The organism is Christiangramia aquimixticola, from assembly GCF_048285835.1.
GTDB lineage: Bacteria > Bacteroidota > Bacteroidia > Flavobacteriales > Flavobacteriaceae > Christiangramia > Christiangramia aquimixticola.
Genome location: NZ_JBLVTL010000003.1, coordinates 403,416 through 417,981, shown reverse-complemented (window position 1 = coordinate 417,981; position 14,566 = coordinate 403,416). Strand labels below are relative to the sequence as shown.

General features: G+C 38.7%; 12 protein-coding genes. 1 reads left to right on the top strand and 11 read right to left on the bottom strand.

What is annotated here, in order from left to right; translation table 11 throughout:
* The 5 genes from ACNKXV_RS08830 to ACNKXV_RS08810 all read right to left on the bottom strand — a co-directional run.
* On the bottom strand, positions 1-515 hold a 515-nt coding region (locus ACNKXV_RS08830; RefSeq protein ID WP_417907346.1), incomplete at its 3' end, for a photosystem reaction center subunit H.
* 16 nt (positions 516-531) lie between these two features.
* Positions 532-726 (bottom strand): hypothetical protein, encoded by a 195-nt coding sequence (locus tag ACNKXV_RS08825; RefSeq protein ID WP_417907345.1) that lies wholly within the window; start codon positions 724-726, stop codon positions 532-534.
* A gap of 144 nt (positions 727-870) precedes the next feature.
* Complete coding sequence (locus ACNKXV_RS08820) at positions 871-2,217, bottom strand: M28 family metallopeptidase (RefSeq protein WP_417907344.1); 1,347 nt, start codon at positions 2,215-2,217, stop codon at positions 871-873.
* A 112-nt stretch (positions 2,218-2,329) separates the two neighbouring features.
* Positions 2,330-2,614 (bottom strand): YtxH domain-containing protein, encoded by a 285-nt coding sequence (locus ACNKXV_RS08815; protein WP_417907343.1) that lies wholly within the window; start codon positions 2,612-2,614, stop codon positions 2,330-2,332.
* Between the two features lie 136 nt (positions 2,615-2,750).
* Positions 2,751-4,964: a bifunctional alpha,alpha-trehalose-phosphate synthase (UDP-forming)/trehalose-phosphatase gene (locus ACNKXV_RS08810; protein WP_417907342.1), complete on the bottom strand. Its 2,214-nt coding sequence runs from the start codon at positions 4,962-4,964 to the stop codon at positions 2,751-2,753.
* 95 nt (positions 4,965-5,059) lie between these two features.
* On the opposite strand from ACNKXV_RS08810, the gene ACNKXV_RS08805 reads away from it, so the two are divergent.
* The gene (locus ACNKXV_RS08805) at positions 5,060-6,856 is read left to right on the top strand and encodes a glycoside hydrolase family 15 protein (RefSeq protein ID WP_417907341.1); all 1,797 of its coding nucleotides are present in this window, start codon (positions 5,060-5,062) and stop codon (positions 6,854-6,856) included.
* On the opposite strand, the gene ACNKXV_RS08800 is transcribed toward ACNKXV_RS08805, so the two are convergent.
* From ACNKXV_RS08800 to ACNKXV_RS08775, 6 genes are all read right to left on the bottom strand, one after another.
* Complete coding sequence (locus tag ACNKXV_RS08800) at positions 6,853-7,905, bottom strand: mechanosensitive ion channel family protein (RefSeq protein WP_417907340.1); 1,053 nt, start codon at positions 7,903-7,905, stop codon at positions 6,853-6,855. The two genes, ACNKXV_RS08805 and ACNKXV_RS08800, sit on opposite strands and share 4 nt — an antisense overlap.
* An 88-nt stretch (positions 7,906-7,993) precedes the next feature.
* Positions 7,994-9,760, bottom strand: a complete 1,767-nt coding sequence (locus tag ACNKXV_RS08795; RefSeq protein WP_417907339.1) for a mechanosensitive ion channel family protein — start codon at positions 9,758-9,760, stop codon at positions 7,994-7,996.
* A 97-nt stretch (positions 9,761-9,857) separates the two neighbouring features.
* Positions 9,858-10,913, bottom strand: a complete 1,056-nt coding sequence (locus ACNKXV_RS08790; protein WP_417907338.1) for a zinc metalloprotease — start codon at positions 10,911-10,913, stop codon at positions 9,858-9,860.
* A gap of 162 nt (positions 10,914-11,075) precedes the next feature.
* Positions 11,076-12,884 carry an acyl-CoA dehydrogenase family protein gene (locus tag ACNKXV_RS08785; protein ID WP_417907337.1) on the bottom strand — a complete coding sequence of 603 codons (1,809 nt, stop codon included), beginning with the start codon at positions 12,882-12,884 and terminating at the stop codon, positions 11,076-11,078.
* A 99-nt stretch (positions 12,885-12,983) separates the two neighbouring features.
* Positions 12,984-14,174 (bottom strand): acetyl-CoA C-acyltransferase, encoded by a 1,191-nt coding sequence (locus tag ACNKXV_RS08780; protein ID WP_417907336.1) that lies wholly within the window; start codon positions 14,172-14,174, stop codon positions 12,984-12,986.
* 43 nt (positions 14,175-14,217) lie between these two features.
* Positions 14,218-14,566, bottom strand: a 349-nt coding sequence (locus tag ACNKXV_RS08775) for a four helix bundle protein (RefSeq protein WP_417907335.1), incomplete at its 5' end; no start/stop codon positions are given.

Here is a 14,566-nt window from a genome sequence, read left to right as displayed (position 1 = left end):
GACTGAACTTGATCATTACGGGTATATTCATCAGTTTCCCTTGGCTTGTTTTTATGAGGTTCCACATCATCTTCAAATCCACGGTTATAGGAACCTAAGACATGATGTTCATAATTTCTGCTGATTTCGGTACCAGATCTGTACCTTTTGGTTTCAGAAAAAGTTTGATGATCTATACTTGCCGTATAGATATACTTTTCCTTGTCATTGATCTCAACCAGTCCAATGGGGATGATAATGTGATTTTCTCCATCTTTATTGATGAATTCCTTTAAATCCTTATCAGCTTTTGCTGAATATGGATCATAATTTCGATCAAGGATACTTTGGTCAACCTCCACATCTACATACACCACTTTTTGCAGCTCTTTATTCACCAGTAAATTATCTACTTTACCTACTGTTCTATAATCGCGGTCTTTGACCGTCCACCCTCTAATGTCGTGATCGTGATGATCTACTTTATAATCCTTTAGTTCACTTAAATAATATAAGTGCTTTTCCTGAGTCGCCATGATATGGTTTTTTAAATTAGACGATTATGTTGTTTCTAGAAGCTTGTGACCCGGGAAGTTTGAAAGTCACCTCCTCAGTTCTTTCAAATTTAATTTCTTCCTCATCTTCAGTACTTCCATAGATATACAGAAACACCAGTGCTCCAACTATTACTAGTAATAATATCCACGGCCAGACTGGTCGCTTCTTTTTAATTCTGATTTCTGCCATTGTATTTTATTTGTTGGTCAGTTCTAATTTACTTCAGAAGAAAAGAATATCGATTTAAAATTTAGGTAAAGTATTGTTAATTAGAGTGGTAAAATAAAAAAGCCGGATCAATAGTCCGGCTTTAAAAATAAATTTGAATTAGTTTTATCTGAAGGTTCCTGAAGGGAATACCACTAAGCTTTCATGGCCATTTTTACCTACAGCTGCCACTCCAAACAGGTAATTATCTATTACGATCCCTTCGAGGGTAAATTGAGTAACATTCCCTACGAATATTGAGTATTGCCAATACGGGGAGGTAGTGTCTCGCCAATATATTTTATATCCTGCAATGTCACCATTAACGGGTTCCCATTTAAGTTTAGTGCTGGGTTCAACAATGCCGCCAATTTCAACTTTACCGGGAGCAGGAGGAGCCCACGCCAGGCTGGCCAGATTAATGGCATTTACTGCCGTTAGTTTTTTAGCATAGTTAAAATTCACTCCTTCTACCACATCACCATAAGCGATCCCATTCTCTGTACGGATGTCCTGGTGTTGCCTGTTGTAATTCTCGTGTGCCTCCATAATTCGCACCCCGGCGAAACCTAGATCATTAAAAGGCCGGTGATGGCCACCACGGCCAAACCTGTCCAGACGATAGATCATCATTGGGTTCATTTCGGGCATATAGGTTTTTACATTTTTATGGATGTATCTGGCAAGTTGCCTGGAATTTCCATCGACCTCACCACCATAGAATCTTCTCATATTACGTTCCCGTTCACTTTCTGTTGGCGGCACAGGTTCAGAAAATATCCGGAAACTGCGGTTGTCTATAACCCCATCTACCCCTTCGATATTTCCAATCATATCATTGTTAAGGATTCCAATAATTTCCCACTTATTCTTTTTAGCATATTCAGCTAATCCCTTACCACCAAAAAGACCCTGTTCTTCACCCGATAGGCCAACATAGACAATACTATTTTCAAATTTGTATTGGGACAGTACTCTGGCAGCTTCCATCGTACCGGCCATTCCACTGGCATTATCATTCGCGCCGGGAGCATCTGTAGTATAGTCCATGGTATTACTTGCCCGGGAATCTATGTCGCCACTCATGATGATATAACGGTTAGGATACTTAGTTCCTTTCTGGATCGCAACCACGTTTACTATCCAGGCTTCTTTGGGAATTCGTTCTCCATCTTCTGGTGTTACAAAATCTTTTTGATAAAATACATCAAGACAATTAATGCAAGCAGTGGAGATCTTATCAAAATCTGATTTTATAAATCTTCGGGCAGCTCCAATTCCGCGGGTAGTGGAAACAGTATCACTAAAAGTATTGCGCGTGCCGAAGCCGGCCAGTTTGCGAATATCATTTTCGATACTATCGGCAGAAATTTTATCTATTATTTCATAGATCCTGGAATCGGTATTTTGTGCAAAGGAATGAGAAAAAAGTGAAAGACTAATTATTGAAAAGAGGAGTCGGAATATCTTCATGGGCTTTATAAAATTGTTTTAAACCGTCTAAAATAGGAAGTTTTTATCTAAAAAATACAAAACCCCGGGAAATCCCAGGGTTTATAATTTAGTCAATCTGAACTATGCAATATTAACTTGCCATGTTGTGCATTTCTGCTTTGGCTTTATTAATTTTTTCATCAGATTTTGAACTTGCAAGGTTTGCTTTAGTTTTAGATTTTAAAGCTTCCACCTTATGGTTCAAAGAGTTTGTAAAATCGTTGAATCCTTTATTCGCTCCTTTAAGGTAATCATCACCTTTTTGAGAAATCGCCTTTCTCGTATCAGTTCCTTTGTTAGGTGCGTATAAAAGTCCAAGTACTGCTCCTGCAGCTGCGCCAGAAATTAATCCCAGCAAAATTTTTCCTGATTTCATAGAATTTGGTTTTAAATTGGTTCGATTTAAATTCTGGTGTAAAATTAAGCAGAAAAGAGAGCCTTACAATAAGTCCTGAGTTAATGTATAATTAAACTTTTACAAGAATTCACAAATTATTTAACAAGGAAAATTCTTAAAGATTATCTCTGAATTGATTTAATAAATCCCGAACCTTTTTCGTGCCTTCCACAAAATATCTCGCGCTGGTCTTTTTTATCCCTACTTTCACAGTATGACTGTCTTCCGGAAGGTCCTGGAACATATACTCATCTGTCCAGTCGTCACCAATTGCGAAAATGAAATCATAATCTTTTCCTACAAGTTTTTTAGAGGATGCTTTCCCCTTATTTACTCCACTGCTTTTTATTTCCAGAACTTTATTTCCTTCCAAAACACTAAGACCCCGGTTAGAGATAAGTTCCTTTAAAGTGTTGCTTAATTCATTTGCTCTTATCTCTCCTAATTCCGGATCGGCTTTGCGATAATGCCAGGCCAGAGAGTAATTCTTTTCTTCTATAAATGTACCGGGAGTTCTATCCACAAAATTTTCTATTACAGGTCGAACTGCATCCATCCATTCGCTTTTCACATTTTCTGAAAGTTCCCATTCACCATCTATCTGTCTCATCCATACTCCGTGTTCAGAAATTAGTTCCACTGGAACATCTTTCCACCAGGCGCCTAATGTGTTCTTATCCCGTCCGCTAATCAAAATCACATCTGTATTTTCATCACTATTAAGAGTACGGATAAGTTCTTTTAGTTCTGCATCTGGTTTTGCATTTTCAGGCTTATCGGTAAAATTCACCAGAGTACCATCATAATCTATAAAAAGGATCCGTTTCTCTGCATTTTTGAACTGTTGCATAAGCTCATTGGAGATATCTGAAGTGATTCGAATGGATTTAAAGGAATCCCGATTTTCTTTAGTCATTCTAAGTGATTTCATGAAATCCTGAGCCCACTTTTCAACGCTGTACCTTCTCAGTCGCTTCTGCATCATTTTATTGCGTTCGATCTGCTCTTCACGAGGCATATCGAATGCGGTTTTTAATGCTTCGGTTACCTGTTCAAAATTATTAGGATTGATAATAAGAGCTTCATTCATTTCATGAGCTGCTCCGGCCATTTCACTTAAGATCAATACTCCGGTATGATCTGTCCTGGTGGCGATATATTCTTTAGCAACCAGGTTCATTCCATCTCTAATTGGCGTAAGCAGTGCAATTTCACAGGTTGTATAGAGATCGATCAGGTTTTCAAATGGCATAGACCTGTAAAAATACCAGATAGGCGTCCAGCTTACTGTAGAGAACTTTCCGTTAATTCTTCCAACAAGTTCATCTATCTCTCTTTTTAATCTTCGGTATTGCGGAACATTAGACCTCGAAGGCACAGCCAGCATTACTAACCTTACCTTTTCTATATATTCCGGGTTCCTATCCAGGAAATATTCATAGGCTCTAATCCGGTGGGCAATACCTTTGGAATAATCCAACCTGTCTATACTTAAAATAAGTTTGGCATCAGGAGTGGATTCCAGATGATGATTAAGTCGTCTTTGCAACTCTGATTGATCTTCAGAGGTGCTTTCAAAATGATCCAGAGCTGCCTGTTCGAACTTTTTATAATCTATTCCCATAGGGAAGGAGTCAACCTTCACCATTCTGTCCGGTAAGGTGATTTCATTAAAATCTACCTGGTAACGCAGAATACGACTAACTGAACTTAAAAAGTGTCGTTCATAATCATAAGTATGGAATCCTATAAGATCTGCACCCAGGACACCTTTAAGCACTTCATCTCTCCAGGGCAGAGTTCGGAAAACTTCATAAGATGGGAAAGGGATATGGTTAAAGAAACCTATAACCGCTTCCGGCTGTTGTTCCCGGATCATATTTGGAACCAGTAATAATTGATAATCGTGAACCCAGATAACATCCCCTTCTTCATAATGACGAAGGATCTCATCGGCATATTTTTGGTTTACCTTTTTATAGGACTGCCAGTATTCTTCTTTAGATTCAGTATACTCCATAAAATAATGGAATAACGGCCAGATGGTTCGGTTACTGAATCCATAATAAAAACCGTCAATTTCTTCTGATGTTAAATTAACGGCTACGCAGTTTTCTTCTTTTGCTTTAGTCTGGACCTCGTCTAATAGTTCATCTGGAATTTCTTCTTTGGTGATGCCGGGCCAACCTATCCAAACACTATCGCCATCCTTATGGAATGATTTTAAGCCGGTTGCAAGACCTCCTACGCTGGGAGAGACTTCCAGTTTATTGTCTTTGATTGAAATTTGCAGGGGTAATCGGTTGGAAATAATGATTGTTTTACTCATAATAAAGTATAAAAGCTGTGGTGACGTTTTTGATTTTTATTAAATTTCCGAAAATCATTTTAGACAGCCATTGATTTATAAGATTTTTAAGAGATATGGATAACCTTGATTACGGTATAATAAGCAATTGTAATAGCGCAGCATTAATATCCAAAACCGGTTCTTTGGATTGGTGCTGTTTGCCAAATTTTGATTCATCGGCAGTATTTGCCAAAATTCTTGATGAAGAAATAGGAGGAAGCTTCGCTATTGATATTTCAGAAGATTACGATATAACTCAGGAATACCTGTGGGAAACCAATATTTTAAGTACGGTTTTTGACAACGGGACTGATGCTTTTCAGTTAATAGATTTCATGCCCCGATATCCAAAGGAGGATGGATCGTATTATTCACCACCGGATATTATCCGATTTTTTCGACTGATTAAAGGTGAACCAAAGTTTAAGATTTTATTTGATCCAAAACTGGATTACGCCAAGGAAAAGACCTACAATGAGAATAAAGGGGAATACATTAAAAGTTATACCCAGGAGGGGAAATATGATACTACCTTCCTTTATTCAAGTTTTAACCTTGACGATATTCTTGAGCAAAATGAGATCACTCTTACCGAAAACGCTTATTGTTTACTGGGATACCATGAAAAACTGGTTGAACAAACCCTGGACAGGTCTTACTTAAAATTTCAGCGAACAAAGGTTTACTGGATGAACTGGAGTGAAAAAACTACCAGATATACTCATTACCGCAATGAGATCATGAGAAGTGCTCTTGTTTTAAAGGCTCTTAGTTACAGTAAATCCGGAGCGGTGTTAGCTGCGGCTACCACATCCTTGCCGGAAACCATTGGGGAAGAACGAAACTGGGATTATAGATTTTGCTGGATCCGGGATGCATCTATGGTTATTAAGGTAATGGCAGGATTAGGCCATGTCCAGTCAGCTAAAGATTTTCTGCAGTTCATTATTGATATCATTCCGCATAAGGATGAGAAAATACAGATCATGTATGGTATTAATGGTGAAAAAGAACTTACTGAACATATACTAAGTCATTTGAACGGATATAAAGGTTCAAGTCCGGTTAGGACAGGTAATGCAGCCTATATTCAAAAACAGAATGATATTTATGGGATTTTGATGGAGGTGATCTATCAGCAATTCCTCATGTTTGAAACATCCCTTGAAAATTCTGAAGCTCTGTGGACCATTGTACGCGGGATCGTACGAATCGTAGAAGAGAACTGGCAAAAACCAGATAAGGGAATCTGGGAATTACGTACTGAGGATAGGCACTTTGTATTTTCTAAACTTCTATGCTGGGTAGCTGTCGATCGTGCCATTAAGATAGGAGAGGTGCTTAGAATGGGAATCAATGATACTAAATGGATCGCTCTAAGAGAAGAGATCTATCAGGACATCTATGATAACGGATGGAATGAAGAGAAGCAGGCATATACCCAATCTTATGGTTCGACAGATCTTGACGCTTCTACCTTATTGATGGAACCATACGGATTTATTGAAGCCGACGATCCAAGATTCATTAAAACTGTTCAGGCAACAGAAAGAGACCTTTGTGAGGATGGGTTGATGTACAGGTATAAGAATAATGATGATTTTGGAAAACCAACTTCTTCATTTACCATTTGTACATTCTGGTTAATAGATAGTCTCTTTAAAATAGGAGAACGTAAAAAGGCCAAAGATATGTTTGATCAACTCTTGTCTTATAGTAACCACTTAGGATTGTTTAGTGAAGACATAGATTTCAAAACAAAAAGGTTACTGGGTAATTTCCCGCAGGCATATTCTCACCTGGCTTTAATTGAAACCGCAGCAAATTTCAGTAAAGGAATATCTACTGAAAATCCTGTGTTTCACGACTAATTTAAATCTGAATCTTTTTCTATAGATACCCGGGACTTCGGAAGATGTTCCGGGTATTTTTCTTGTATAAACTGAAGTAGTTTTTCCCGCAGAAAAACACGAAGATCCCAAGCAGTAGGTGAATTTCTTGCACTTACCAGCGCTCTTAATTCTACTGTTTTTTCTGAAGTATTAGTTACCTGAAGTACATTTACATTACCATCCCAAAGATTCGTACTGTTAAGGAGTCTGGTCAACTCTTCTCTAACTGCATTGATAGGTAATCCATAGTCGGCATAAATGAAAATGGTTCCTAAGATATCGGCAGAATTCCTGGTCCAGTTCTGGAAGGTCTTTTCAATAAAATAGGTCGTAGGTACTACCAGACGCCGCTTATCCCATATCCTAACTACAATATAGGTGAGGTTTATTTCTTCGATCCAACCCCATTCACCTTCAACGATCACCACATCATCAACCCTTATAGGCTGGGTAATTGCAATTTGAATACCTGCAAGTAGTGTGGCAATAGCTTTTTGAGCGGCCAAACCAATAATAATTCCTGCGATCCCTGCTGAGGTAAGTACACTTACTCCTACAGATCGTATACTTTCAAAACTCATTAAAGCGATTCCCAGGGCAAGTACCACAATTATAAAAATGATAATATTTTCCAGGATCATATACTGAGTATAAACCTTTCTCGCCTTCAGGTTGTCTTCGCTTCCCACGTCATACTTCTTAAGCATTCGCTTTTTAAAAACCTTAAAAAAGACAATTAAAAACCAGGCTATGCTAAAGATGATCCCTATAACACTTAAATGTCCAAGGATGGTATAAGTAGCTTCAAAATGGAATACTCTGGCAATTAATGCAAATTGCGCCAGGATGGAAGCCAGAAAAACAAGTAAGGGCACCTTGATTCTGTTCGCAAAATCAATGGGTAGTAAATTTCTGGGATTTTTTCCGAGCCTTTTAATGATATAAAAAGCGATCGAAAAAGTAATGACCAGGATTACAATTGCTGATAAAATTAGAGTAAGGTTATTCTTTAGAATAAAATCTAACATGACTTTCGGCTTGTTTTCATTTCAATTTATAAAAATAACCGCCAGATTCTGGGAGCTCTCACAAAAGATTAACCTATAACCTTTTCGCTTAGTTTTGAATATTGTCGTCTTGATTACCGGACTTTCTCAGGTCAATTCGTTTGCGGGAAAGATATATTCCATCCTCTAATTCAGCAATATAAGCCATCAATTTTTCTCTTACTTCACAATGCAAATTCCAGGCAGTCAAATAATCTTTTCCGGGACATAAACACCTGATATGAAGTGTGGTATCGTTCATTCCTTCAACCTGTACTGTAGGTTCTGTTTTGCCATTCCAGTCTTCAGAATTTTTAACCAGTTCAATAAATTTTCGGCGAAGTTTGGTGACATCAATCCGGTAATCTGCATGAACTTCTATCTCGAGTAAACTTTCAGAATCTGTCATAGAGAGATTATCGAAACTTTCAGAGATCACTTCGGTTAAAGGAATCACCTTCCGGCGAAGATCCCATGTTCTAACCACCATATAGGTAAATCGTAGGTCTTCAACATATCCATAGGTATCTTTTATGATTACAGCATCTCCAATCTTTACAGGTCTGGTTAAGGCGATCTGCACCCCGGCAATTATATTACCCAGGGTACTCTGGGCTGCAATCCCGACGATGACTGTAGCAATCCCTGCAGAAGCCATTAAGGAAATTCCCACTTTTTCAAGGGAAGGGAACTGGGATATAATGGTTGAAACTGCAATTATAAAAATAACGAAGATGAATAATCTCCGGCCAACCGAAACATAGGTAAGCATTTTCCGTGACTGTTTGTTCTCTTCAAAACTAATATCACCTATTTTCTTATTCGTAAAAAAGTCCATGGTATAGTCTATGACACGCATAATAAGCCATGTGAATGTTCCTATAACGGCCATAAGTAATACTGCATAGATCCCTCTGGCCAGTGGTCCCGAAAACGAGATGAGGTTATTAAGCAGAATATAGAAAAATAGAATTCCCACGGCAGCACCGGCAGGAGAACTCAGGGTATTGGCAATATTATGGACCCAATGAGTTTTGGAGTTGAGAAAAACTTTCCTAAGGATAAAGGCAACCCCGCGTGCTACCAGCCAGGATAAAAACAGTAGAATAAAGGTGCCTACAAATTTCCAAAAAGGAACATCAAATAATTTAAATCCAATCCATGAGGGAATGATTTTATCCAGTTCCCGAGGGCCATAAACCTCATATAATGGTTCAATATTTTCAACGGTCTGTGATGATATTAACCAAACCGGGCCCCGATCTTTGTACTTAAGTCTTTGCACGCGGAATACCACATCACGATCATCCATTTCAATCTGACCAAAATTGATACTTCTTCGTGGTTTCCCGGCAATAGCCTTATTGGTTGAGGTGCTAATATCTACCTGACCGTCCGGCCTGTCTGAAATTCCATCCCATGCTATACCTATTCGCTGATCCATTATAAAATATAACTTCTCCGCCAGGATGGCCGCATCTTCAAGGCTTATATTGTTTGGTAATAAATTTAAGTTTAGCGCATAAGCCGCATCCTTAAAATTCTTGTTACGTGATTTAACGATAAAATGTTCCAGAGTAGCCTGAGGGGTAGTTAAGTTGAATTTTTCCGGAGGATAACCAATAGCCTCATTAAGCTGGTTGACCATATAATAACTTTCTGAATATTCTTCCAGAGGATTTTGATCCAACCTGGTACTATCCTGAATTATAAAGTCTTTGGAAGGAGGCCCTTCTGTTTTTTTTCCAATAGAATCGAAGATCTGTGCGTGGTTATACTGAAATATCAGAAAGAAGAGTAGAAATGTAAGTTTTGACTTCTTTAAATATCTGGTCATTATCGATTTTTTAGTAAGGTAATTGGAAGATACTTATTAATGGGAAATAAAAAAAGCCACCTGGTTAAGGTGGCTTTTTTTATGTGTTTATAGAATCTTAGTTCACGAAACCAGTTCTTGGTCCACTTTCCATAAATACTGTTCTCATACGAGCTTTTTGACCTTCAGAGAACATGTACATACATGCATCGTTTGTATAATCCATGTAGTTCATGGTCATGTCATTGCTTTTACAGTTTACAGTAGGATAAGATGGACAGTCGTAGTTAGGTCCATCAGATGATGGAGTGTCAGCTACGAAATCATCTTGTCTACATCTACCATCTCCCCAGATGTGACGTAGGTTTAAATAGTGACCTACCTCATGTGTAGCAGTTCTACCTTTGTCAAATGGAGCAGATACATACCCTGTAGTACCAAAGAACTGAGGAGCGATAACTACACCGTCAGTTGCTGCAGGGCCTCCAGGAAATTGAGCATATCCAAGAATACCACCACCAATGTTAGCTACCCAGATATTAAGTGTATTTGAAGGTGATACCGGAGGGTAAGCGTATTTTACATCGTCTCTGGTTCCCCATTCAGTTCTGGAGTCACTATGTCTTTGTGTTTCTAATAGTGTAAAAGAAATATCTGAATCTGCCACTAAACCAGCAAATTCTGAAGGAGTATTAGATGCATCATTGTTTGTAGCATTGAAATCGGCATTTAAAACCGCGATCTGGGAAGCTATCTGAGCATCTGAAATATTTTGCTGAGAGTTACTGTACACCACATGCACCACAACCGGAATGTTTACCACACCTAAATTATCTGTAACTGGTGGTTCAGTACCACCGCCGCCACCTGAGCCCGGTTTTCCTTTGGCATTAGAGGATTTAGCAAGGATTGACCTTGTGTTCTTTTCAATATCATACATTTTTTTATGCAGGCCTTCATTTTCGTTAAGGAGTCGGTTAAGGTTCCTCATACTGTAACATTTTGCATTGTCATTTTCTGACCTTTTCCCATCAGCCTCAGCATCTGTGTAAAGGTAGAAGTCGCTCATGTCAACCTGAGCTTCCTGCTGCTCAGCAATTGTTTCTGTAGGGTCTTGCTCACAAGAAGCAAAAAGGAAGGCCAGAGCAGCCATTCCTAGAAAAACTTTTTTCATAATAGTTTGGTTTATGTTTGATTTGGGCCCAATATATCTAAATATTTTAGGTTTTTTAACTCTAAATGTAATTTTTAATAACACAATTCAAATATTTTATGAAAAAAATAAAAAAAGCCATCCGTATTGGATGGCTTTTTTCAGTTTAAACAGAACATTAATTTAAAAACAATATTTATTTTCTGAAGTCAGTTTTTCAGCAATAATATTTCTCAATTCCACCACGTTTGGTTGATTGGTATATTTCGTAAATCTCTTAAGCCCCATCATCATCATTCGTTGTTCATCACCTTCAGCAAAAGAACTGATTCCTTCTTTAGCCTTAACAATAGCAGTGTCTACCGCATGATATAGATAAAGTTTGGCCATGGCAATCTGTTCCTTTTGAGCATCTGCACCAAATCTTTTTGCATTTTTCTCAGCTCTTAAAATTCCAGATTCAGCCATATAGATCTCTATCAGGATATCTGAAGCTGCAAGTAATAATTGCTGATGCTCTTCCAATTTTGGACCGAATTTTTGCACTGCGCTTCCAGCAACCATAAGAAAAACCTTCTTCAATTTGGCGATCATTTCCTTCTCTTCAGCGAATAATTCAGAATAGTCCGGTTTATCCATAGATGGGATGCCGGTCAACTCATCTGCTACTTTCATAGCCGGACCTAAAAGGTCTACATGTCCCTTCATCGCTTTTTTTACAAGCATTCCAACAGCCAACATTCTGTTGATCTCATTGGTTCCCTCGTAAATTCTTGCAATTCTGGCATCTCTCCAGGCAGATTCAATTGGAGTATCTGCAGAGAAGCCCATTCCGCCGTAAACCTGAATACCTTCATCACTACAGTTTTGTACATCTTCTGAACATGCTACTTTAAGAATAGAACACTCTATAGCATATTCTTCAACACCTTTAAGTTCCGCTTCAGAATGTGAAGCTCCTTCTTCAAGACGAATATTAATCCTGTCTTCAATATTTTTACCAGCACGGTAGGTTGCAGCTTCACCAACATAAGCCGAAGTTGCCATCTCTGCCAGTTTAGATTTTATAGCTCCAAACTGCGAAATAGGTGTTTTAAACTGTACACGGTCATTGGCGTATTTTACAGAAAGATCTGTAACTCTTCTCTGCGCATCAAGGGAAGCGGCAGCAAGTTTAATACGACCTACGTTAAGAGCGTTCATCGCGATCTTAAATCCGTTTCCACGCTCAGAAAGCATATTCTCTACAGGTACTTTGGTTTCGTTGAAGAAAACCTGACGGGTAGAGGAGGAGTGAATTCCCAATTTTTTCTCTTCTTCTCCAAAAGTGATTCCATTTTCAGGATCATTTTCTACAATAAATCCGGTGATATTCTTATCATCCTCGATTCTTGCGAATACTATAAATACGCTTGCAAAACCTGCATTGGAGATCCACATCTTCTGCCCGGTAATATTGTAATACTTCCCATCTTCAGAAAGAACAGCTTTGGTCTTCCCGGAATTTGCATCACTACCTGCTCCAGGTTCGGTTAAACAATAGGCACCAAACCACTCACCGGTAGCAAGTTTAGGGACATATTTCTTTTTCTGTTCCTCAGTTCCGTAAAGGGTGATTGGCATGGTACCAATTCCTGTATGTGCACCAAAGGCAGTTGCTACAGATCCTGTAGCACCAGAGATGTAATCACATACGAGCATAGTGGAAACGAATCCCATTCCAAGACCATCGTATTCTTCAGGAACGGCAACCCCTAAAAAGCCAAGCTCGCCCGCCTTGCGCATTACCTCTTCGGTCAAAGCATAATCTTTATGCTCAAAACGTTCCTTATTTGGCCAGATTTCGCGTTCTACAAATTCCTTTACAGAATCACGCATCATCTTCTGCTCTTCATTAAAATCTTCCGGCGTAAATATATCTTCGCTTTTAGTTTCCTTTACCAGGAACTGACCTCCGCGTAAAATATCCTTGTTAGTTGTTTCAGTACTCATTTTTTTGGTATTTAGAAGCGAGATTTCACTAAAGAAAATCCCGCTTAATAATTTTTTATTTTTTTAAATGGCCATTTAGGCTGACCTCTGATCTTGTTTTTAATTTAAAAATTCGAAGACTCCGGCTGCACCCTGTCCGGTACCCACGCACATGGTTACCATACAATGTTTGTTCTTTAAATCGCGTTTACGCATTTCGTCAAACACCTGAACTGATAATTTTGCTCCGGTACATCCAAGAGGGTGACCCATGGAAATGGCTCCACCATTTACGTTGATCTTCTCCTTATCCAAATCAAGTTCCCTGATCACTGCCAGCGACTGGGAAGCGAAAGCTTCATTAAGTTCTATAAGTTCAAGATCTTCTTTTTTAAGACCGGCTTGTTTCAAAGCTTTCGGGATGGCATAAACCGGTCCTATTCCCATAATTCGGGGATCTACACCCACAGCGGAATAACTAACCATTCGCGCTATTGGCTCCAGATTTAATTCTTTAACCATTTCCTCGCTCATCACCATTACAAAGGCTGCACCGTCACTCATTTGTGAAGAGTTACCTGCGGTAACGCTACCACCTTCAGCAAAAACAGGTCTTAGCTTATTTAATACTTCAATGGAAGTATCTTTTCTTGGACCTTCATCTTTATTAACGGTATAGGATCTTGTTTGCTTTTTACCATTTTCGTCAACATACGTTTCGTCGATGGTAATTGGAACGATCTGATCCTGGAAACGATCTTCTGCCTGAGCCTTAATCGCTTTTTGATGGGAAGCATAGGCAAACTCATCCTGATCTTCACGGGAAACATTATATTTATTGGCAACCGCTTCAGCAGTTAATCCCATTCCCCAGTAATAATCTTCGTTACCTGCTTTGGCAACCTCATAATCCGGTACAGGTTTATACCCACCCATCGGAATATAACTCATGCTCTCAGCTCCTCCGGCAATGATACAATCTGCCATTCCATTCTGGATCTTTGCAGTGGCAATAGAAATTGTTTCCAATCCTGAAGCACAATATCTGTTCACGGTCATTCCCGGAACGTCTTCGATCTTTAATCCCATAAGTGAGATCAATCTACCTACGTTCAGTCCTTGTTCTGCTTCCGGCATGGCATTACCTACCATGACGTCGTCAATTCGTTTTTTATCAAATTCCGGCAGTTTATCCATCATGTACTGGATAGTTTCAGCCGCCAGTTCATCTGGTCGCTTAAAACGGAACACCCCTCTTGGAGCTTTTCCCACTGCAGTTCGATATGCTTTTACTATGTATGCTGTTTTCATCTTTCTAGTATTTAGAATTTAGTAATGAGTATTGAGATAAACATTACACTAAAGATTTTATTAAAGAGTAATTCATTTTCTGAATCTCTACAACTTCATCCAAAATTGGTGTTACCAAATTCTTAGAAGTAAGTTTTAATTTATAGGCTAATGTCAATTGGGTAAAAAGTTCATAGGAAGAACCACTGGCTATACTTAAAAAATTTTTGAATTCACCTTTTGTGTTTCTTCCCGCTCCTTCGGCAATATTAGAAGCAATAGAAATAGCACTTCTGCGAATCTGGCTAGTCAAGCCAAATTTTTCAGTAGATGGAAATTCAGAACTCAGAACATAAATATCCTCAGCAACTTTCATTGCTTTATTCCAAACCTTTAATTCCTCCAATTTGTGC

What these genes read in the sequence shown, in the direction of transcription:
- ACNKXV_RS08825 (WP_417907345.1), bottom strand. Translation starts at nt 726, where the DNA reads ATGGCAGAAATCAGAATTAAAAAGAAGCGACCAGTCTGGCCGTGGATA.
- ACNKXV_RS08820 (WP_417907344.1), bottom strand. Translation starts at nt 2,217, where the DNA reads ATGAAGATATTCCGACTCCTCTTTTCAATAATTAGTCTTTCACTTTTT.
- ACNKXV_RS08815 (WP_417907343.1), bottom strand. Translation starts at nt 2,614, where the DNA reads ATGAAATCAGGAAAAATTTTGCTGGGATTAATTTCTGGCGCAGCTGCA.
- ACNKXV_RS08810 (WP_417907342.1), bottom strand. Translation starts at nt 4,964, where the DNA reads ATGAGTAAAACAATCATTATTTCCAACCGATTACCCCTGCAAATTTCA.
- ACNKXV_RS08805 (WP_417907341.1), top strand. Translation starts at nt 5,060, where the DNA reads ATGGATAACCTTGATTACGGTATAATAAGCAATTGTAATAGCGCAGCA.
- ACNKXV_RS08800 (WP_417907340.1), bottom strand. Translation starts at nt 7,905, where the DNA reads ATGTTAGATTTTATTCTAAAGAATAACCTTACTCTAATTTTATCAGCA.
- ACNKXV_RS08795 (WP_417907339.1), bottom strand. Translation starts at nt 9,760, where the DNA reads ATGACCAGATATTTAAAGAAGTCAAAACTTACATTTCTACTCTTCTTT.
- ACNKXV_RS08790 (WP_417907338.1), bottom strand. Translation starts at nt 10,913, where the DNA reads ATGAAAAAAGTTTTTCTAGGAATGGCTGCTCTGGCCTTCCTTTTTGCT.
- ACNKXV_RS08785 (WP_417907337.1), bottom strand. Translation starts at nt 12,884, where the DNA reads ATGAGTACTGAAACAACTAACAAGGATATTTTACGCGGAGGTCAGTTC.
- ACNKXV_RS08780 (WP_417907336.1), bottom strand. Translation starts at nt 14,174, where the DNA reads ATGAAAACAGCATACATAGTAAAAGCATATCGAACTGCAGTGGGAAAA.